We start from the raw sequence: 20,350 nt of genomic DNA, 5'->3' as shown, positions 1-20,350 counted from the left end.
ATTTCGAAGTTATATGCCACTTGCCTGATTCAATGCGGCGACGGCGTGATTGCCGCTGTTCAGCTCTTCGAGTCGAGCCTTTCGTTCCGCCAGGAGCCCGAGATAGTGCATGGCGACTGTCGACCCGGCAATTGCCGTTATATCGGCGTGATCATAGGCCGGCGCAACCTCCACGACATCGGCGCCGACGATATCGACCTGATTGATCTGGCGCAGCACCGACAGGATTTTTGCCGAGGACGGCCCGCCGGCGACCGGGGTGCCGGTGCCGGGCGCGAAGGCCGGGTCCAGGCAATCGATATCGAAGGTGACGTAGGCTTTTTTGCCGCCGGTACGATCGACGATGGCATAAGCGATATCGGACGCGCGCATTTCCTCAACTTCGTGGCCGTGCAGGATCTTGATGCCGAAGGTTTCGGGCGCATGGGTGCGGATGCCGATCTGGATCGAACGGTCGGGGTCGACAATGCCCTCCTTGACCGCACGGCCGACGAAGGAGCCGTGGTCGATGCGCTTGCCATCGTCCGGCCAAGTGTCCTGGTGGGCGTCGAACTGCACGAGGGCAAGTGGGCCGTGGATGGCGGCATGCGCCTTGAGCAGCGGCCAGGTGACGAAATGGTCGCCGCCGAGCGATAGCAGGAAGGCGCCGGATTTCAGGATCTTTGCTGCCTCGCGCTCGATCGTACCCGGAGTCTTCTGGTGATTGCCGCTGTCGAGCAGGCAATCGCCATAGTCGACCACGGCGAGATATTCGAACAGATCGCGCGAAAACGGATACTGCGGATCGTTGTCGAGGATGGTCGAGGCGCGGCGAATCGCCTGCGGCCCGAAGCGCGCGCCCGGCCGGTTGGTGACGGCGGCGTCGAAGGGGATGCCCCACACCACCGCGTCCGCGCCCTTCACGTCCTTCGTGTACTTGCGTCGCATGAACGACAGCGCGCCGGCATAGGTCGGCTCGAAGGACGCACCCGTCCTGGCCCGGGCGGTGAAGGCGTGGTCGATGTTGCTGTTCGGCATGAAGCGATCTCCTGTGCGTCGAGGCGCAACCTTATTGGATATAATTCTCAGAAATGCGACCCCTTCCGGGGCCTGGGCCATTCGAGCCCGGTCACAAATTCTTGCTTGTCAGGTGAGCCCGCATGGCCAACCCGGAAATTGCTTAGGTAAGCATGAATGCAACCGTAAGTAGATAGCCGCCTCCGCATGGGATGGTGTCGGCCGCGGAGCGGAACAGATATGGGCGCGCCAAGCATCTCGGCAAGCTGATTGCCGGCGACCTGCTGATTGCCGGTTCGAGGTTTCAGAACGGCCGCTTCAGCCGGCATTGACCCGGACTTCCGGCATTTGCGAAGCCGGCTTCGTTCACCAGGCTGTCACGTGTGTCGCTTAACCGGGTTTGCATCCGGTACGGAGCGATTCTCATGCGAACGACCTGGCTGAACCTGCTGCTTGCCGCCGCCTCGGTGCTCTTCACAGGCACGGCATCGGCAGGCGAAACACGCGCCAGACAAATTCTCGACCGTTTCGAACACGCCAACCAGTGGCGCGACCATGTCATGGTGGCGGCACACCGCGCCGGCAGTATGCAGGCCCGCAAGACGCTCTATGCGGAGAACTCGATCGCCGCCGTCGAGGCATCGATCGCGCTGGGTGCCGAAATTGTCGAGGTCGACGTCAGGCGCTCGAAGGATGGCCAGTTCGTCGTCATGCATGACAGCTGGCTCGACCGCACGACGAATTGCAATGGCGAGGTGATCAAGCGCACGCTGGCCGAGCTCAAAACCTGCAGACTGGTGATCGAAGGCACCGGCGCTGTCACCGATGAGCCGGTTTCGACGCTGCGCGAAATGCTGATGGCGACCAAGGACAGGATACTCATCAACATCGACAACAAGCTCGATGTCGACAGCCTGGCCGGCATGATCGCAGTCGCGCGCGATCTGGGCATGGCCGAACAGGTGATCGTCAAGGAGAACCTGTGGAATCCGGCCAGAATCACCACTGTCAAAGCCGCCATGGGCGCGATCGGCAGTGGTTTCCAGTTCATGCCGATTATCGCCGATGACGCGGTTCGCGACGCCGGTTTCACCGAGAAAGTCAGCGGGATCTTTTCGCCGCGCGCGGTCGAGATGATCAACTGGCGCGCGGGATCGGAGACGCTGACCGACACCGGCGGTCCGCTGTTCAGCCCCCGTATGCGCGCGGCCGCGATAAGGGGCGACTGGCACATCTGGGCCAATACCTACGCTATCGTCAATAAGCCGGGCGGCTTCCTTGCCGGCGGTCGCGGCGACGAGTTGGCGGTGCTCGCCAGTCTACCGCGCGAGACGTACGGCTTCTGGGCCGAGCGCGGCGCCACCATCATCCAGACCGACGAGCCGAAAGCGGCGATCGACTGGCTGGCAACGAACGGCTACCGAGTGCCTTATTCTGATGAGACGCGGCCGGCGGAGCCGGCGAACACCGCAAGCATCAACTGACTGGATCGGAGCGGGGCAAGGGAGCCGCTTCCCTGGCTGGTCGCCAGCCTGCTGTCAGGCGGCCATCGCTACTCCGTCCAATTCCCTGGCGGCATCCTCCGGCAGATCGAGTTCGGCTGCGGCAAGGTTCTCAATGAGATGTGCGACCGATGAGGTGCCGGGAATGAGCAGGATATTGGGCGCGCGACCGAGTAGCCAGGCGAGCGCGACCTGCATCGGTGTGGCGCCGAGGCGCTGAGCGACGCCGGATAGGGTAGACGACTGCATCGGGCTGAAGCCGCCGAGTGGAAAGAACGGCACATAGGCGATGCCGTCGCGGGCGAGTTTGTCGATCAAGGCATCGTCGTCCCTGTGCGCTAGATTGTATTGGTTCTGCACGCAGACGATCTCGGCGATCCGTCGCGCCTCTTCGATCTGTGCTGACGTGACGTTGCTTAGCCCGATGTGGCGCACAAAACCGCGTCGCTGCAGCTCGGCCAGCACAGTGAACGGCGCCTCGATCGATCCTTCGGCGGGCCCATGCGCGTCGAACATGATCCTGAGATTGACCACGTCCAGCACGTCGAGACCGAGATTGCGCAGATTGTCGCGCACCGCCAGGGTTAGCGCTTCGGACGAGAAGGCGGGGAGCCACGAGCCATCCGCGCCGCGACGCGCACCGATCTTGGTGACGATCGTCAGATCGTCTGAATAGGGCGCGAGCGCCTCGCGGATCAGCAGATTGGTGACGTGCGGGCCGTAGAAGTCGCTGGTGTCGATGTGGTTCACCCCGCGCGCAACGGCTTCGCGCAGCACGTCCAAGGCTGCGTCGTGATCTCTAGGCGGACCAAAGACGCCGGATCCTGCGAGCTGCATGGCGCCGTAGCCGAGCCGCTTCACGGTGCGGTCGCCGAGAGTGAACGTGCCGGAAAAGTCGATGCTGGACATAGTCTATCTCCGTTCAAAGATGACGCTGAGATAGGCGCTGTCCGATCTTACGATAATTGGCTACATTCCGCACGGGCTGTACGGAATATCGAACAATGAAGATCGATCTCGGAGACCTGAACGCCTTCGTGGCCGTGGCGCGGGCCAAGGGTTTTCGCGATGGCGCCCGCGCGAACGGCGGCAGCGCGTCGGGCTTGAGCGAGGCGGTGCGCCGGCTCGAGACGCAGCTCGGTGTCAGGCTGCTCAACAGGACGACCCGCAGCGTCGTCCTGACAGAAGCGGGTGCGAGCTTGCTGGCCCGGCTCGGTCCAGCCTTAACCGAGGTCGAGGCAGCACTTGACGTTGTGAACGGCTTCCGCGAACCGGCCGGCAGGTACGTTGCGCCTTAATGTGCCGGTCAGCGCGGCGCGGCTGGTGCTGCCCGGCATTGTTCCGCGGTTCCTCGCCGCCTATCCCGGCATCCGGCTGGAGGTGATCGCCGAGGAGAGTTTTGTCGATGTGTTGGCGGCGGGGTGCGATGCCGGGATCCGTTACGATGAGCGGCTGGAACAAGACGTGATCGCGGTGCCGATCGGGCCGCGCGTGCAGCGCTTCGCCACCGCTGCCAGCCCCGCCTACCTTGATCGCCAAGGCCGGCCTGAGCACCCGCGCGATCTTCTCGGCCACGCCTGCCTGCGCGGCCGCTTCGCCAGCGGCGCGATGCCGCTTTGGGAATTCGAGCGAGGCGGCGAGGTGGTGCAGGTCGATCCGGCGGGGCCGCTTCTCGTGACCCTGGGCGGGCGGCCGATCTCGCCGTCGATGCAGCCATTGCCGGTACCGGCATTGTCAGCCTCTTCGAGGACTGGCTTCGCCCGCATTTCGAAAGCGGTGTGCTCGAACCCGTCCTCGAACCCTGGTGGCAGAGCTTCTCGGGGCCGTTCCTTTATTATCCCGGCCGGCGTCTCGTGCCGGCTCCACTGCGCGCGTTTATCGACTTCATCAAGGCATCGGCCGATCGATCCCGACATTCAGCGAAGTCGGCACAAAGAAAAAGGCCACCCGAAGGCGGCCTTTGACCTATGCGGCTGCGTAGAGTTTAGCGCTTGGAGAACTGGAAGGAGCGGCGGGCCTTCGCCTTGCCGTACTTCTTGCGCTCGACGACGCGGCTGTCGCGGGTCAGGAAGCCGCCCTTCTTGAGCACGGCGCGCAGCGCCGGCTCGTAATAGGTCAGCGCCTTGGAGATGCCGTGGCGCACGGCACCGGCCTGGCCGGAAAGCCCGCCGCCGATGACGGTGGCGACGATGTCGTACTGGCCGGCGCGGTTGGCGGCGATGATCGGCTGGTTAAGGATCATCTGCAGGACCGGACGCGCGAAATATTCGGCGAACACCTTGTCGTTGACGACGATCTTGCCGGAGCCGGGCTTCACCCAGACGCGCGCGATGGCGTTCTTGCGCTTGCCGGTGGCATAGGCGCGGCCCGACTTGTCGAGCTTCTGGACATGGACGGGTGCAGCCGGCTGCGTGTTGGTGTTGCCGGTGGCAGTTCCGAGTTCTGCGAGCGAGGAAAGCTCAGCCATTTTACGAAACCTTCTTGTTCTTGGCGTTCAGCTTGGCCACGTCGAGCGTGACGGGCTGCTGGGCGACATGCGGATGTTCCGTGCCTGCATAGACGCGGAGATTCTTCATCTGGCGACGGCCGAGCGGGCCACGCGGGATCATGCGTTCGACGGCCTTCTCGACGACACGCTCGGGAAAACGGCCCTCGAGCAGCTGCCGCGCGGTGCGCTCCTTGATGCCGCCGGGATGGCCGGTGTGCCAGTAATAGACCTTGTCGGTGAATTTCTTGCCGGTGAACACCACCTTGTCGGCATTGATGACGATGACGTTGTCGCCGTCGTCGACATGCGGGGTGAAGGTGGGCTTGTGTTTGCCGCGAAGATGATTGGCGATGACAGTGGCGAGACGGCCGACGACGAGACCCTCGGCGTCGATCAGCACCCACTTCTTCACCACATCCGCAGGCTTCTGCGAAAAGGTTGCCATGAATTGTTGCTTTCGGTTCGGACCTTCCCCATCGACGAACGACAAGGAAAGGCGTTTCTTGTTGCTTGGATTGACCGTGAGCGCTTGCCCGCCGCCAATAACAAAACGGCGGCCTTGTGGGGCCGCTGCTTCGTGAAGGCTTATAGGGGAGGAGAGTTATGCAGTCAAGCTACTTTTCCCGTCACTCTAAAAGGATTATGGTGTAAAATCAACGGGTTGTAGTTGAGGTATTATTATACCGCATTCGAATCCATCAAACTTGGTTTAGCGCCGGCCCGGAATAATTGCGGCCAGCAGCAGTTTGATGCCGACGGCGATCATGATCGCACCGGCCAGGCGTTCTTGCCAGACAAGAAAACCGGAGTTGCGTGCCAGCCAGGCGCCGACCGCACCTGAGGCCAAGGCCACAGCCCCCAGGACCAGAAGGCCCGTAGCCTTCATGGTGGTCCCGAGTACGATAAACTGCATCGCCGACGATCCTGTGGAGGCATGGACGAACTGCGGCAGCACTGCGAGCATGAAAACGAGTGCGGTAGGGTTGGTCAGGTTGCAGATCATGCCTTGCTGAAAGGCGCCCGCCAGGCCTCCCTCCTTGGCCGCGACGATGCTGTTTGTTTCCGCTTCGTTGCGCACGAGCAAGAACTTTGTCCCGATTGCAATGAGGTACGCCGCTCCGAGCACTTGCAGCAGGCCATACGCGATAGGCGAGGACGTGATTAGCGATGCAAGTCCCATTGCCAGCAACGGAATCTGGATCACGCCTGCGAAAACGCAGCCGGTCGCCGTTGCCAGCGCCGCCCGCCGGCCCTCTCCGATACCGCGGCTGATCACCAGAAGCATGTCCGGTCCGGGGCCGGACAGCTGATAGCCAAGCACTGCGACCAGGAACGCCAGATAGGTGGGAAGTTCGGGCATGTTTTTGCGGGTCTGATTCGTGCTGCGAACGTTTTGTCGGACGTTTCGTTCCGTTGGGTTCGCTTGGAACGAGCGCAAAACGTATTCGCCGGCAAATCAGGCTTGCGATTGAAAGCTCTTCCTCGGCGGGATCGAATAGGTTCCCGTGGCGTGCGCCACCGTGTGTCCGTCCGGTCCGGCGACGATGTCGATATCGAACACCATCAGGCTCTTGCCCAGCTTCAGGATGCGGCAATGGCCGTCGATCGGCCCGGCCTCGGCCTTGCGGACAAAATTGATATTGAGATTGGTGGTGACAGAAAGCGCATCGGGCCCGGCATGCGAAAGCACGCAGACATAGCCGCCTATGTCGGCCAGTGTGAACAGCGACGAGCCGGACACCGTTCCGCCAGGGCGCAAATGCCGCTCGCCGGCATTCAGCCGCACCGTGCAGCCGCCCGGAAACACGTCGATCGCCTCGTAGAAGGTGAACTGGTTGTTGAGCTGGGGATAGACGCTTGCCATCAAGGCATTGACTTCGGTCGCGGTTAGCACCGGTTTGAGGTTGCTCTGCTCGGCCATTATGTTCCTCGTTGATGGTGCTGATCTCGGCTTGCCGAATAAGGCGGCTGGGCCAATTGTTGCTCATGAGAAAACACGTCTGACGACTGTTCTTCAATCGGCAGCGTGCTAGTTCTTTTGTTCCATGGCCCGCGCATGCGATGCCGCTGGCCGATGAAGAGGTTGGAGAAATGGCTGAAATCGTCGCGATCAAGCCGGCTGTTGCCGAAGGTCCTGTCGTCGCAAAGCTGGACAAGGGCGTACTGCGCCTCACGCTCGCCAATCCGCCGGCCAATGCCCTGTCGCTGGCGCTCATGGCGGCGCTGACGGCGGAACTCGACCGCGCGAAATCAGACAGATCCGTCCGCGTCATCATCGTGGCGGCCGCCGGAAAGGTGTTCTGCGCCGGTCACGATCTCAAGGAAATGACCGCGCACCGTGGCGATCCCGACCGCGGCAAGGCGTTCTTCGAGGAAACGTTTACCGCTTGCGCCGCACTGATGCAGGCGATCGTGCGCCATCCCAGGCCGGTGATCGCCGAGGTCGATGGTCTGGCGACGGCCGCGGGGGCGCAACTGGTCGCGAGCTGTGATCTGGCGATCGCCTCGCATGAGGCGACCTTCTGCACGCCAGGCGTCAATATCGGCCTGTTCTGCTCGACGCCGATGGTGGCGCTGTCGCGCAATGTCTCGCGAAAGCACGCTATGGAGATGCTTTTGACCGGCGAGACGATCGATGCTGCGACGGCCAAGGAATTCGGCCTCGTCAACCGGGTCGTGCCGCGCGAATATCTGAATCCGATTGTCACCAAATACGCGCAAACCATTGCCGCCAAATCATCTTTGGTCGTGAAGACCGGCAAGGAAGCCTTCTACGCGCAGGCCGAGATGGGGCTTGCCGAGGCCTATGCCTATACCGGCCGCGTCATGGTCGACAACATGCTGGCGCGCGACGCGGAAGAGGGGATCGGCGCCTTCATCGGCAAGCGCAAGCCGGAATGGACGGAGGAATAGAGATGGAGCCTCGCATCTCCATTATCACCATCGCCGTCGACGATCTGGAGCGCGCCACACGCTTCTACGAGGCGATGGGCCTGACCCGCCATGCTGGAATCACCGATGGCGTCGCCTTCTTCCAGATGGGCGGCGTCATTCTCGGGCTGTTTCCGCGCGAAAGCGCCGAAGAGGATTCAGGCATCACCTTCGGCACGGCGCCGTCGGCGATCTACCTCGCTTACAACACCCGCTCCGACACGGAAGTCGATCACATGCTTGCCATGGCCGAGAAGGCCGGCGGTCGTATCGTCAAGCCGGCCGGCCGCGCGTTTTGGGGCGGCTGGTATGGCTATTTCGCCGACACGGAAGGGCATGTTTGGGAAGTGGCGCACAATCCGGCTTTTCCGATTGCGGAGGACGGCAGCATCTCGCTGCCGGGCTGACCGCCGCCGCATGGCTCCTCGCAAGGAACTGGCGCGGCTGAATGCGCCCTATCTCAAGCGCATACTGATCGAGCCCAGCCGTGTCGCAGATTGGGAAAAATATCCCTGGAATCTGCCGATCTTCCGCAGCCACGATTTCGAACTCGAATTCACCACGCCGATCACCATCATCGTCGGCGAGAACGGCACCGGCAAATCGACGCTGCTCGAGGCGATCGGCGCGCTGGCCGGATACGATGAAGCCGGCGGCGGCAAGGGCTACATGCCCATCGACCACTCCCGCGCCATCGACAAGAGCGGCGCGGCGCTCGCCGCAACGCTGCGCGGCCACTGGCTGCCAAAGGTCACCGCCGGCTGGTTCTTTCGCGCCGAATCTTTCTATTCGGTCGCCCGCTATCTCGACCAAGCGGCGCTGGATTCTGGTGCGGCGCCGCCCGACTTCCTGTCCTGGTCGCATGGCGAGGGCTTCATCCGCTTCTTCGAGGAGCGCTGCCGTCGGCAAGGCATCTACATCCTCGACGAGCCCGAAAGCGCGTTGTCGCCGACGCGTCAGATCGAGCTGATCAGGATGCTGCGGCGGATGGATCTATCAGGCACGGCGCAAGTGGTCATGGCGACGCATTCGCCGCTGCTGATGGCCTGTCCCGGCGCGCGGCTGTTCCGCATCAGCCGGTTCGGCCTCGACCCGACCGATTTTCACGATACCGATCATTTCCGCATGATGCGCAGTTTCTGCAACGACCCGGATGGTTTTCTCGCCGAAGCTCTGTATGAGGACGAGGCATGAACCACGACGCCTACGACAATGCCTATATCGCCGGCATCCTCAATTCGGTGAAGACCATCGCCATGGTCGGCGCGTCCGCCAACGATGTCCGGCCGAGCTACTTCGTGCTGAAATACCTGCTGGGCAAGGGATTTTCGGTGTTCCCGATCAACCCCGGCCAGGCCGGCAAGGAAATCCTTGGCCGGATGACCTATGCCAGGCTCGCCGATGTTCCCGAGCCGATCGACATGGTCGACGTTTTTCGCGGCTCCACGGCAGTGCCGGGCGTCGTCGACGAGGTCTTGCGGCTCGATCCGTTGCCGAAAGTCATCTGGATGCAGCTTGGCGTGCGCCATGACGAGGCGGCGGCGCGCGCAGAGGCCGCCGGCATCAAGGTGGTGATGAACCGCTGCCCCAAGATCGAATATGGCAAGCTGTCGGGCGAAATCGGCTGGACCGGCGTTAATTCCGGCGTGCTGTCGTCGAAGAAGCCGCTGATGCGGCCGGGATTCCAGAGCTTCGGCGTTCGCCAGAAATAGGTAGCGAATGGTGAATAGAAGGATTTTTCTGGAAGGCGGGCAAAGCGGCATATGAGCCGCTTGCAATCAGGATGAGGCTGGCCGACTTTGCCATCACCATTCACCATTCACCATTCAGCATTCAGCATTCAGCATTCAGGGGAGGTATTCGATGACCCGCACGCCCGGTTTCAACACACTCGCCGTCCATGCCGGTGCCAAGCCCGATCCGGCGACCGGCGCGCGTGCCACGCCGATCTACCAGACGACCTCCTTTGTCTTCGATGATGCCGACCATGCCGCGTCGCTGTTCGGGCTAAAGGCCTTCGGCAACATCTACACCCGCATCATGAACCCGACGCAGTCGGTGCTGGAAGAGCGTATCGCGGCACTCGAAGGCGGCACGGCGGGGCTGGCCGTGGCGTCGGGCCATGCCGCGCAGGTGCTCGTCTTCCATAATCTGATGCAGCCCGGCGACAATTTCGTCTCCGCGACAAGACTTTACGGCGGCTCGATCAACCAGTTCGGCCACGCCTTCAAGAATTTCGGCTGGCAGGTGCGCTGGGCCGACACCAACGACATCTCGACCTTCGAAAGCCAGATCGACGAAAAGACCAAGGCGATCTTCATCGAGAGCCTGGCCAATCCGGGCGGTGTCTTCGTCGACATCGAGAAGATCGGCGATATCGCCCGCAAGCACGGCCTGCCGCTGATCGTCGACAACACGCTGGCCTCGCCCTATCTGGTGCGGCCAATCGAGCATGGCGCCGACATTGTCGTGCATTCGCTGACCAAGTTCATCGGCGGCCATGGCAATTCGATCGGCGGCGCCATTGTCGACGGCGGCACCTTCGACTGGTCGAAATCCGGCAAATATCCGATGCTGTCGGAGCCGCGGCCCGAATATGGCGGCCTCGTCTTGCACGAAACCTTCGGCAATTTCGCTTTCGCCATTGCCGCGCGCGTGCTTGGCCTGCGCGACATGGGCCCGGCGATCTCGCCCTTTAATGCATTCCTGATCCTGACCGGGCTTGAAACCCTGCCGCTCAGGATGCAGCGCCATTGCGACAATGCGGTCACCGTCGCCGGGTGGCTGTCTAACCACCCAAAGGTCGCCTGGGTCTCCTATCCTGGCCTGCCCAGTGACAAGAACAATGCACTGCAGAAGAAGTACTCGCCGCTTGGCGCCGGTGCCGTGTTCACCTTCGGCCTGAAGGGCGGCTATCCGGCAGGCATCAAATTCGTAGAGGCGCTCGAACTGTTCTCGCACCTTGCCAATGTCGGCGACACCAAGTCGCTGGTCATCCATCCGGCATCGACCACGCATCGGCAGCTGTCCGACGAGCAGAAGGTCGCGGCAGGCGCAGGGCCGGATACGGTCCGGCTCTCGATTGGCATCGAGGATGTCAACGACATCGTCGCCGATCTGGAACAGGCTCTCGCCAAGGTTTGATTCTGCTTGGAAGGAGCTTCCATGACCGCGCCGAAATTTCTTTCCGTCAATGTCGACAGCATCGAACCGGAACTTGGCGCGCCGGCGCCGGATCGTCTGATTTCAGGCGATCCGAAACTTCGCACCTGGAATGTCGAGGAACGCGACGGCGGGCTCTATGCCGGCATCTGGGAGGCGACCCCGGGCAAATGGCGCATCGAGTATGACGAGTGGGAGTTCTGCCACATCCTGTCGGGCGTTTCAGTGATCGCTGAGGAGGGCCGGGAGGCGCACACCGTCAGGGCCGGCGACAGTTTCGTGCTCAGGCCGGGCTTTAAGGGCAGCTGGGAAGTGCTTGAAACGACTCGCAAGGAGTATGTGATCAAGCTTTGATCACTTGTCCGGTGTGCACGGCGAGCGTTTCCAGCCCATGGAAATGATAGGTGTCGCGAAAGCGCGGCTGTTCGGCGAGATAGAGCCGCGGTAGCCGGTCGAACAGGGTTTTCAGCGATACCTGCAATTCGAGCCGGGCGAGCGGCGCGCCGATGCAGAAATGAATGCCGGCGCCGAACGAGACGTTCTTCTGGTCCGCACGATCCGGCCTGAAGGCGAAGGGTTCGGCAAACGCCGCCGGGTCGTGGTTGGCCATACCGAGCAGCAGGCCGATCGTCTCGCCCGGCCGCACGATGACACCGGCACCCACCTCGATCTTTTCATAGGCATAGCGCGTGAACATGTGCAGCGGCGCGTCGAAGCGCAGGCATTCCTCGACCGTGGCGGCTGTCGTTTGTGGCGAGGTGAAGAAGCGGCGGGGGTCGCCGCCTTGCGCGAGGATCGCGTGCACCGCATTGCCGGTCTGGTGGACGGTCGCCTCGTGGCCGGCATTGAGCAGCAGGGCAGCCGAGGACACCAGTTCGTCCTCGGAGAGTTTTTGGCCATCGTCCTGCGCCGAGATCAGCAGCGACAACAGATCGTCGCCGGGGTTTTTGCGCCGCTCGGCAACATAGCCGCGCAGGAAATCCGAAAAATCCCGCGCCGCGCGATTGGCCGTCTCTTCCGTCTCACGTGTGCGGCCATGCATGTACATGGCGACCATCTGATGCGACCAGTCGAGTAGTTGCGGCCCCATCTCGACCGGCACGCCGAGCATTTCGGCAATGATGGTGATCGGCAAAGGCGATGCGAAAGCCGGCAGCAGGTCGACCTGGCCCGGTTCGAAACGGTCGATCAGCTCGTTGGCCAGCGCCTCTACGCGCGGCCTGAGCCGCTCGACCTGACGCGAGACGAAGGCGCGGTTGACCAGCGTTCTGAGCCTGGTGTGAACGGGCGGTTCCAGTTCCAGCATCGAATTGGCCTCGATGCCGTCGAAGGCGCTGAGATGCGTGCGGTCCTGGTCTATGCTCCGGCGGTCAGGGATGCCGGCCGGGTTCTGGCGGCCGAAGCGGCGATCGCGCAGCAGCCGGTTGACGTCGTCGAAGCCGCCAAAGCACCAGAAGCCGAACTCTTCCCAGAAGATGACATTCGATCGGCCGTGCATAAAGGCATAGGCCTCACAGGGATTCTGGAAGAAAGCCGGCTCGTGCGGATCGAGCCGCACATGGCGGGTGGCTGGATCGAAGGCCAGGTAAGTTGGTGGTGCCAAATCGGTCATTCTGGATCATTAGCGCATGACCCCGAAAACCGGAATCGGTTTTCGGGATCATGCGCAGATTCAAAGTGTTGGAGCGTCCTTTGCGCGTCCATCGACGCGCGGCGCTCCAAGGCTTGCCAGCTTGGCGCCAGACCGTATGTTGGCGCACGACAATCCGATGCATGTCGCCCAAAAGTGTGAAGCGGTTTTGGGACAATGACATGCACAAAAGCGCGTTGAGCCGGCCGAAGCGGCTGCGGAAAGACTGACTTGATGAATGTGATCGTGGTTGGCGCAGGCATTGCAGGGCTGTCGACGGCGTGGTCGCTGGCCAAAGCTGGGCACCGGGTCTCGATCGTCGAGCAGGGACCGATTCCCAATCCGCTTGCTGCCTCGGGCGATCATCATCGCATCATCCGCCGCGCCTATGGCGCAGCGGCGGGCTATGGCAGGCTGATCACCGAAGCCTATGAGGCCTGGGACGAGATGTGGGCCGATCTCGGCGAAAACCATCTCGATCCGCGCGGCTTCATCTGCATTTCGCGGGAGCCGGGAGACGAAGCCGAGGAATACCGCGAAGGCATGGAAGCCGGGAACTATCCATTCGAACTGTTCGAGCCGGACGCCGCGGCTAAACGCTGGCCGTTCCTGAAGCCCGGCTCGTTCCGCTACGCGTATTTTTCACCGGACGGCGGTGCGCTGCATTGTCGCAAGATTGCGACCCGCCTCGCTAGATGGCTGCGCGTGAACCACGCCAATGTCTACGAAAACAGCAAGGTGGTGGAAGTTGACGCCGAGGCCGGCCGCATCGTGCTTGAAAGCGGCGAGACGATGCAGGCCGACCGCATCGTCGTCGCCGCCGGCGCCTGGGTGCTGAAACTGTTTCCTGAACTGGACGGCGAACTGAAGACCTGGCGCACGGCGCTCGCCTATGTCGAACCACCGGCGGATCTGAAAGCGGCATGGCAGGCAGCCCCCGTAATCCTGAATGTCGGCGGCGCTGTCGACGGCTACGTGATCCCGCCGTCCGGCGGCGCCGGCATGAAATTCGGCTCAGGGCTGCACAGGGTGCCGACCAGCGACGCCGACTGGAACCGCCAGCCGGTGCCGGGCGAGGGTGAGGCGATCCGCGACCTGTTTTCGCCGCCGATCGCCCGTGTCGAAGAATACAAGATCACCGAGGTCGTCACCTGCGCCTACACCTTCACCGCCGACGAGAAATTTCTGGCTCATGAAAAAGGCAGATGCCTTGTTGTCTCGGCCTGCTCCGGCCACGGCTACAAGTTCGGCGCGGCGGTCGGCAGGCGCGTGGCGGCGACGGTCGGCAATGACGACGTCGCCGGCTTGAAGGCCTGGCTGCGGGCGGAGGCCGTGTGACCTAATACCGGCAATGCCTTGGTGTATGAACGCGCCGCCAGCCCGACGAACCTTCCCTGACCAGCACTCGCCGTGCCACCGTCTGGTAGGACGGGCAGATTTCGATGACACGCCGCTGCTCGGGCCGTACCAGCACCTCTCGGGCCACGCTTTCATACTCGGCAGGGATGACCACGCGCCTTGTGCGTTCGGATTCAACCACCACGGTTTCGGCGACCCGCGCATATCGGGGCTTGCGCCACACCTTGCACAGCACTTTGCGGCCGTGGATTGTGCGCCATTCCCAGGCATAGCCGCCGTCGTCTACCTTGACCGTGTGGTAGATGGTGCGCGTGGCGGCCGGCACCACCTCGTAAGTGACGCGGGCCGGAGCGATCTGCTCCACGCTCTCGCGCGTGCCGTAGATTGGCGGATCGTAGTCGACGATCTGGCCACCGGGGCTGACTAGCACCTTTTCGTGAACGGTGTCGTAAACGGACGGCCTGTTGACCGGCTCGTAGCATTCGACGGCGCGTCCGCCGGCAGCCGTTTCGGACACCATGCCGAAAACAGCAAGGCTGGCGATGGCCGAGGAAGCAGTTTTCCTGATCATGGCACTCCCCCTGTTTGAACCTTCAGCGCAAGCTCAACGTTGAATTGTAGGGGAAGAGCCATCGCGGGAAAGCAGTTTCGAGATATTTCGTTAAGCGACGCGGTTAAGAAAGTGCTACTCGGCAGCGCAGCCACACCGCATTAGCGCCGACGCGGCCTCGGGCGAATCCTGTGCAGAAACCTTGATTCGACTTAACCGGATGGCTAGGAGGGGCGGCCTTGCGCTAGGGTGAGCCGACATCCTATCTACAGGATAACGATCCAGAACCGATTCTGCCCGATTTGCTAACTCCCGGCGCCGGAATCCCATCTTTCAATAAGGGATAATCCATGAAGAACCCCGTCGAAACCTACATGAACCTCGTTCCGATGGTGGTCGAGCAGACCAATCGCGGCGAGCGGGCCTACGACATTTTCTCGCGGCTCCTGAAAGAGCGCATCATTTTCATCACCGGTCCGGTCGAGGACGGCATGGCGACGCTGGTCTGCGCGCAGCTTCTGTTCCTCGAAGCGGAGAATCCGAAGAAGGAAATCAACCTCTACATCAATTCGCCCGGTGGCGTCGTCACCTCGGGCATGGCCATCTACGACACCATGCAGTTCATCAAGCCGGCGGTGGCGACGCTGTGCATCGGCCAGGCCGCCTCGATGGGCTCGCTGCTCCTCACCGCAGGCGAGAAGGGCATGCGCTTCGCTACGCCGAATGCCCGCATCATGGTCCATCAGCCTTCCGGTGGCTTCCAGGGCCAGGCTTCCGACATCGAGCGCCACGCCCAGGATATCATCAAGCTGAAGCGTCGTCTCAACGAGGTCTACGTCAAGCACACCGGCAAGAGCTACGACGAGATCGAAAGGACGCTCGACCGTGACCACTTCATGACCGCCGACGAGGCCAAGGATTTCGGCCTCATCGACAAGGTCATTTCGTCGCGTGAGCCGCTCGAAGGTATTGCCACATAAGACCGGTGGCAGTTGACTGGTGGGAAAACCCGCTTTTTGATGCCGCTTGCGGCATTTCGGCCACAATTGGCTGTTCCCTCGACGGGAGCAATTGCCTACGTTAAGCCTATGTTGATTTTCGACGGCTTAGCTTTGTGCGGGGTTGGTGCGAATCATTGCGACGTTTTCTGATATGTGTTTCGTACGGAATGCGTTGCGGGAGCCGGAATGCTGGCGGCGGCGATTTCCCGCGATAGATTGAGATATGCGCCCTTTCAACCAGACCATCGGCGGGCGGCTATGAAAGGACATGAAAATGAGCAAGGTCGGCAACAACGGCGGCGATTCCAAGAACACGCTTTATTGCTCGTTTTGCGGCAAAAGCCAGCACGAAGTGCGCAAGCTGATCGCCGGCCCGACGGTGTTCATCTGCGACGAATGCGTCGAGCTCTGCATGGACATCATCCGCGAGGAGAACAAGACCTCGATGGTGAAGTCACGCGAGGGCGTGCCGACCCCGCAGGAGATCCTCAAGGTTCTCGACGACTACGTCATCGGCCAGCCCTACGCCAAGCGCGTGCTGTCGGTAGCCGTCCACAACCACTACAAGCGCCTCGCTCATGCCGGCAAGAACAATGACGTCGAGCTGGCGAAGTCCAACATTTTGCTGATCGGCCCGACCGGTTGCGGCAAGACGCTGCTTGCGCAGACGCTGGCCCGCATCATCGACGTGCCGTTCACCATGGCCGATGCGACGACGCTGACAGAGGCCGGATATGTCGGCGAGGATGTCGAGAACATCATCCTGAAGCTCTTGCAGTCGGCCGACTACAATGTCGAGCGAGCCCAGCGCGGCATCGTCTATATCGACGAGATCGACAAGATCTCGCGCAAGTCGGACAATCCTTCGATCACCCGCGATGTGTCGGGCGAGGGCGTCCAGCAGGCGCTGTTGAAGATCATGGAAGGTACGGTCGCTTCCGTACCGCCGCAGGGCGGCAGGAAGCATCCTCAGCAGGAATTCCTGCAGGTTGACACCGCCAACATCCTGTTCATCTGCGGCGGCGCCTTCGCCGGCCTCGACAAGATCATCTCGGATCGCGGCCGCAAGACGTCGATCGGCTTCGGCGCCACCGTCGCTTCGCCCGAGGATCGCCGCACCGGCGACGTTTTCCGCCTGGTCGAGCCTGAGGATCTGTTGAAGTTCGGCCTCATTCCCGAGTTCGTCGGCCGTCTGCCAGTCCTGGCGACGCTGGAGGACCTCGACGAGCCGGCGCTGATCCAGATCCTGACTGAGCCGAAGAACGCGCTGGTCAAGCAGTACCAGCGGCTGTTCGAGATGGAGAATGTCGACCTGACCTTCCATGAGAATGCGCTGTCGGCGATCGCCAAGCGCGCCATCGAGCGCAAGACCGGCGCGCGCGGCCTGCGCTCGATCATGGAAGCGATCCTGCTCGACACGATGTTCGAACTGCCGGCACTGGAAGGCGTGCGCGAAGTGGTTATTTCGGAAGAGGTGGTGTCCGGTAACGCCAGGCCGCTCTACATCTATTCCGAGCAGAAGGAAAAAAAGGGCAACGTCAGCGCCTGACGTGAGCCCCTGCAGTGGAATTCTTCAAACGGCGCCGTGAGGCGCCGTTTTGCTTTGCGGACGGGCCGACTTATGATGAACGGATTGTGACAGATTGGATGAACGGTTTCGTGTTGACCCTTGATCTTTGCCCCCCGTGCCTCCAACTAACTGAGGAAGGCCGGGGTGCCGAATTCTGTGCTGTAAAACTCCCGTCACAAACGGTGGTAGGCGGATCGATCCTCGGTCGTTAATATGAGATTCGCGGTTGGCCGATTGGCAGTCGCGACAAGAAAGGTTGGACAATGGCCAAAATATCCAGGGCTCCCAGCGACGGCGTCTTCGCAGTCCTCCCACTGCGCGACATCGTGGTGTTCCCGCACATGATCGTTCCGCTCTTCGTCGGGCGTGAAAAGTCGATCAAGGCGCTGGAGGAGGTGATGGGTCAGGAAAAGCAGATCCTGCTTGCGACCCAGATGAATGCCGCCGATGACGATCCCGAGGCCGATGCCATCTTCGACATCGGCACGCTCGCCAATGTGCTGCAATTGCTGAAGCTGCCGGACGGCACCGTGAAGGTGCTGGTGGAAGGCGCTTCGCGCGCGAAAATCGTTTCGTTCACCGACCGTCCCGACTTCCACGAGGCCCGCGCCACGGCGCTGGTCGAACCGGATGAGGAAGAGGTCGAGGTCGAGGCGCTGGCCCGTTCCGTCGTCACCGACTTCGAGAACTACGTCAAGCTGAACAAGAAGATCTCGCCCGAAGTGGTGGGTGCCGCCAGCCAGATCGACGACTATTCCAAGCTCGCCGATACGGTTGCCTCGCATCTTGCCATTAAGATCCCCGAGAAGCAGGAGATGCTGGCCACGCTTTCGGTCAAGGAGCGGCTGGAAAAGGCGATGGGCTTCATGGAAGCCGAAATCTCCGTCCTGCAGGTGGAGAAGCGCATCCGTTCGCGCGTCAAGCGCCAGATGGAGAAGACCCAGCGCGAATACTACCTCAACGAGCAGATGAAGGCGATCCAGAAGGAGCTCGGCGAGGGCGAGGACGGCCGCGACGAGGCCGCCGAGATCGAGGCGCGCATCAAGAAGACCAAGCTCTCCAAGGAGGCCCGCGAAAAAGCGGAAGCCGAACTGAAGAAGTTGCGGACGATGTCGCCGATGTCGGCTGAATCGACTGTCGTGCGCAATTATCTCGACTGGATCCTGTCGATACCGTGGGGCAAGAACTCCAAGGTCAAGCAGGATCTGGCCTTCGCGCAGAACGTGCTCGACACCGACCATTTCGGCCTCGACAAGGTCAAGGACCGTATCGTCGAATATCTCGCCGTGCAGAGTCGCCAGAAGAAGCTGAAGGGGCCGATCCTGTGCCTCGTCGGACCTCCCGGCGTCGGCAAGACCTCGCTCGGCAAGTCGATCGCCAAGGCGACCGGCCGCGAGTTTATCCGCATGGCGCTGGGCGGCGTGCGCGACGAGGCCGAGATCCGTGGTCACCGGCGCACCTATATCGGCTCGATGCCCGGCAAGGTCATCCAGTCGATGAAGAAGGCGAAGAAGTCCAACCCGCTCTTCCTGCTCGACGAGATCGACAAGATGGGCCAGGATTTCCGCGGCGACCCGTCGTCGGCCTTGCTTGAGGTGCTCGATCCCGAGCAGAACTCGACGTTCATGGACCACTACCTCGAGGTCGAATACGACCTGTCGAGTGTGATGTTCGTGACGACGGCGAACACGCTGAACATTCCTGCGCCCTTGATGGACCGCATGGAGATCATCCGTATCGCCGGCTACACCGAGGACGAGAAGATCGAGATCGCCAAGCGTCACCTGATGCCCAAGGTGATCCGCGATCACGCCCTGCAGCCGAAGGAGTTCTCCGTCGGCGAGGACGCGATCCGCGGCATCATCCAGACCTACACCCGTGAAGCAGGCGTCAGGAGCCTGGAGCGCGAGCTGATGAAGCTCGGCCGCAAGGCGGTGACAGAGATCCTGAAGACCAAGAAGAAGACGGTCGACATCACAGCGGACAATCTCGCCGATTACCTTGGTGTTCCGCGCTTCCGCTTCGGTCAGGTCGAGGCCGACGATCAGGTTGGCGTCGTCACCGGGCTTGCCTGGACGGAAGTCGGCGGCGAGTTGCTGACGATCGAAGGTGTCATGATGCCCGGCAAGGGCCGCATGACCGTGACCGGCAATCTGCGCGACGTGATGAAGGAATCGATCTCGGCGGCGGCCTCCTACGTCCGCTCGCGGGCTATCGATTTCGGCGTCGAGCCGCCGCTGTTCGACAAGCGCGACATCCACGTCCACGTGCCCGAGGGCGCAACGCCCAAGGACGGACCGTCGGCGGGTGTGGCGATGGCGACGGCGATCGTCTCGGTGCTGACCGGCATCCCGGTCAGGGCCGATGTGGCGATGACCGGCGAGATCACGCTGCGCGGCAGGGTGCTGCCGATCGGCGGGCTCAAGGAGAAGCTGCTTGCAGCGCTGCGCGGCGGCATCAAGAAGGTGCTGATCCCGGAAGACAACGCCAAGGATCTGGCGGAGATTCCGGACAACGTAAAGAACGGTATGGAGATCGTTCCGGTCGCGCGGGTTGGTGAAGTCTTGCGCCATGCGCTGGTGCGTATGCCGGAGCCGATCGACTGGGTCGAACCAGCCAATGCGCCGGCTGCGGTGGATGCCGGGGACGACGCCGGCAAGTCACTCGCCCATTAGTTACTGCTAAAGTTGCAATGCACAAGAGAGAGCCGGGCCTAGCGCCCGGCTTTTTCATGTGAAAAACCCCGGAATTCCGGGGTTTTTTCGACTCGTTTGACGCTTTTCGACTTGGTTGCGGAAGCGCTTCTTTCTAAAGTCCGTTTCCTGCCGGATGAGTCGTACGTTCCGGTTTCTCATGGAAGGGAATTTTTATGAACAAGAACGAACTGGTGTCCGCTGTCGCCGATGCCGCGAGTATTTCGAAGGGTGACGCGCAGTCGGCGGTTGATGCGGTGTTCTCCGTCATCACCGGCGAACTGAAGAAGGGCGGCGATGTCCGGCTTGTCGGCTTCGGAAATTTCACAGTGTCAAAACGCGCTGCCTCGACCGGCCGCAATCCGCAGACCGGCGCGGAAGTGCAGATTCCGGCGCGCACCGTGCCGAAGTTTTCGGCCGGCAAGGGCCTCAAGGACGCAGTCAACTAAGCGCCTTCTTACCCTTTTC

20 protein-coding genes and 1 pseudogene are annotated in these 20,350 nt (G+C 61.8%); 13 read left to right on the top strand and 8 right to left on the bottom strand.

Annotated elements, in window-relative coordinates:
- Window positions 1-9: 9 nt before the first annotated feature.
- Window positions 10-1,017: an agmatinase gene (speB, locus tag ACWTU8_RS11715; protein WP_455848189.1), complete on the bottom strand. Its 1,008-nt coding sequence runs from the start codon at window positions 1,015-1,017 to the stop codon at window positions 10-12.
- A gap of 404 nt (window positions 1,018-1,421) precedes the next feature.
- Here speB and ACWTU8_RS11710 point away from each other — a divergent pair, with 404 nt between their 5' ends.
- Window positions 1,422-2,480, top strand: a complete 1,059-nt coding sequence (locus ACWTU8_RS11710; protein WP_455848188.1) for a glycerophosphodiester phosphodiesterase family protein — start codon at window positions 1,422-1,424, stop codon at window positions 2,478-2,480.
- 54 nt (window positions 2,481-2,534) lie between these two features.
- On the opposite strand, the gene ACWTU8_RS11705 is transcribed toward ACWTU8_RS11710, so the two are convergent.
- On the bottom strand, window positions 2,535-3,407 hold the full coding sequence (locus tag ACWTU8_RS11705; RefSeq protein ID WP_455848187.1) for an aldo/keto reductase family oxidoreductase: 873 nt from the start codon (window positions 3,405-3,407) through the stop codon (window positions 2,535-2,537).
- A 95-nt stretch (window positions 3,408-3,502) separates the two neighbouring features.
- Here ACWTU8_RS11705 and ACWTU8_RS11700 point away from each other — a divergent pair.
- A pseudogene (locus ACWTU8_RS11700) lies at window positions 3,503-4,462 on the top strand (LysR family transcriptional regulator).
- A gap of 20 nt (window positions 4,463-4,482) precedes the next feature.
- On the opposite strand, the gene rpsI reads toward ACWTU8_RS11700, so the two are convergent.
- The 4 genes from rpsI to ACWTU8_RS11680 form a co-directional block, all read right to left on the bottom strand.
- Window positions 4,483-4,965 (bottom strand): 30S ribosomal protein S9, encoded by a 483-nt coding sequence (gene rpsI / locus ACWTU8_RS11695; protein ID WP_023717316.1) that lies wholly within the window; start codon window positions 4,963-4,965, stop codon window positions 4,483-4,485.
- A gap of 1 nt (window position 4,966) precedes the next feature.
- A complete protein-coding gene (rplM, locus tag ACWTU8_RS11690; protein WP_023798353.1) occupies window positions 4,967-5,431 on the bottom strand; it encodes a 50S ribosomal protein L13 in 465 nt (154 codons plus the stop codon).
- A gap of 264 nt (window positions 5,432-5,695) precedes the next feature.
- Entirely contained in the window at window positions 5,696-6,346 is a 651-nt protein-coding gene (locus ACWTU8_RS11685; protein ID WP_455848186.1) for a LysE family translocator, read from the bottom strand.
- 96 nt (window positions 6,347-6,442) lie between these two features.
- A complete protein-coding gene (locus ACWTU8_RS11680; RefSeq protein WP_455848185.1) occupies window positions 6,443-6,907 on the bottom strand; it encodes a PaaI family thioesterase in 465 nt (154 codons plus the stop codon).
- A gap of 170 nt (window positions 6,908-7,077) precedes the next feature.
- Here ACWTU8_RS11680 and ACWTU8_RS11675 point away from each other — a divergent pair, with 170 nt between their 5' ends.
- The 6 genes from ACWTU8_RS11675 (at window position 7,078) to ACWTU8_RS11650 (ending at window position 11,433) form a co-directional block, all read left to right on the top strand.
- Entirely contained in the window at window positions 7,078-7,899 is an 822-nt protein-coding gene (locus ACWTU8_RS11675) for an enoyl-CoA hydratase (RefSeq protein WP_455848184.1), read from the top strand.
- Window positions 7,900-7,901: 2 nt separating this feature from the next.
- Window positions 7,902-8,324, top strand: coding sequence for a VOC family protein (locus ACWTU8_RS11670; RefSeq protein ID WP_065008089.1), 423 nt, complete (start codon window positions 7,902-7,904; stop codon window positions 8,322-8,324).
- 10 nt (window positions 8,325-8,334) lie between these two features.
- Window positions 8,335-9,111: an AAA family ATPase gene (locus tag ACWTU8_RS11665; RefSeq protein ID WP_455848183.1), complete on the top strand. Its 777-nt coding sequence runs from the start codon at window positions 8,335-8,337 to the stop codon at window positions 9,109-9,111.
- Window positions 9,108-9,629: a CoA-binding protein gene (locus tag ACWTU8_RS11660; protein WP_065008091.1), complete on the top strand. Its 522-nt coding sequence runs from the start codon at window positions 9,108-9,110 to the stop codon at window positions 9,627-9,629. Before ACWTU8_RS11665 ends, ACWTU8_RS11660 begins: the two co-directional genes overlap by 4 nt.
- Before the next feature lie 151 nt (window positions 9,630-9,780).
- A complete protein-coding gene (locus ACWTU8_RS11655; protein WP_455848182.1) occupies window positions 9,781-11,061 on the top strand; it encodes an O-acetylhomoserine aminocarboxypropyltransferase in 1,281 nt (426 codons plus the stop codon).
- Between the two features lie 21 nt (window positions 11,062-11,082).
- Entirely contained in the window at window positions 11,083-11,433 is a 351-nt protein-coding gene (locus ACWTU8_RS11650; protein ID WP_455848181.1) for a cupin domain-containing protein, read from the top strand.
- On the opposite strand, the gene ACWTU8_RS11645 is transcribed toward ACWTU8_RS11650, so the two are convergent.
- Entirely contained in the window at window positions 11,423-12,691 is a 1,269-nt protein-coding gene (locus ACWTU8_RS11645) for a cytochrome P450 (RefSeq protein ID WP_455848180.1), read from the bottom strand. The genes ACWTU8_RS11650 and ACWTU8_RS11645 overlap by 11 nt on opposite strands.
- Window positions 12,692-12,943: 252 nt before the next feature.
- Here ACWTU8_RS11645 and ACWTU8_RS11640 point away from each other — a divergent pair, with 252 nt between their 5' ends.
- Complete coding sequence (locus ACWTU8_RS11640) at window positions 12,944-14,047, top strand: NAD(P)/FAD-dependent oxidoreductase (RefSeq protein ID WP_455848440.1); 1,104 nt, start codon at window positions 12,944-12,946, stop codon at window positions 14,045-14,047.
- A gap of 1 nt (window position 14,048) precedes the next feature.
- On the opposite strand, the gene ACWTU8_RS11635 is transcribed toward ACWTU8_RS11640, so the two are convergent.
- Window positions 14,049-14,639 carry a hypothetical protein gene (locus tag ACWTU8_RS11635; protein ID WP_455848179.1) on the bottom strand — a complete coding sequence of 197 codons (591 nt, stop codon included), beginning with the start codon at window positions 14,637-14,639 and terminating at the stop codon, window positions 14,049-14,051.
- Between the two features lie 329 nt (window positions 14,640-14,968).
- Between ACWTU8_RS11635 and clpP the strand changes: the two genes are divergently transcribed.
- The 4 genes from clpP to ACWTU8_RS11615 all read left to right on the top strand — a co-directional run bounded on the left by clpP (window position 14,969) and on the right by ACWTU8_RS11615 (window position 20,331).
- Entirely contained in the window at window positions 14,969-15,598 is a 630-nt protein-coding gene (gene clpP, locus ACWTU8_RS11630; protein WP_455848178.1) for an ATP-dependent Clp endopeptidase proteolytic subunit ClpP, read from the top strand.
- Between the two features lie 295 nt (window positions 15,599-15,893).
- On the top strand, window positions 15,894-17,168 hold the full coding sequence (gene clpX, locus ACWTU8_RS11625; RefSeq protein ID WP_029353486.1) for an ATP-dependent Clp protease ATP-binding subunit ClpX: 1,275 nt from the start codon (window positions 15,894-15,896) through the stop codon (window positions 17,166-17,168).
- Between the two features lie 284 nt (window positions 17,169-17,452).
- Window positions 17,453-19,864 (top strand): endopeptidase La, encoded by a 2,412-nt coding sequence (gene lon / locus ACWTU8_RS11620; protein WP_029353488.1) that lies wholly within the window; start codon window positions 17,453-17,455, stop codon window positions 19,862-19,864.
- Between the two features lie 194 nt (window positions 19,865-20,058).
- A complete protein-coding gene (locus ACWTU8_RS11615; RefSeq protein WP_023798342.1) occupies window positions 20,059-20,331 on the top strand; it encodes an HU family DNA-binding protein in 273 nt (90 codons plus the stop codon).
- Window positions 20,332-20,350: the final 19 nt, after the last annotated feature.

The sequence above is a fragment of the Mesorhizobium sp. BHbdii genome (assembly GCF_053848045.1).
Note: the sequence above shows the minus strand (reverse complement) of the source record. Positions and strands in the feature narration are given on the sequence as shown.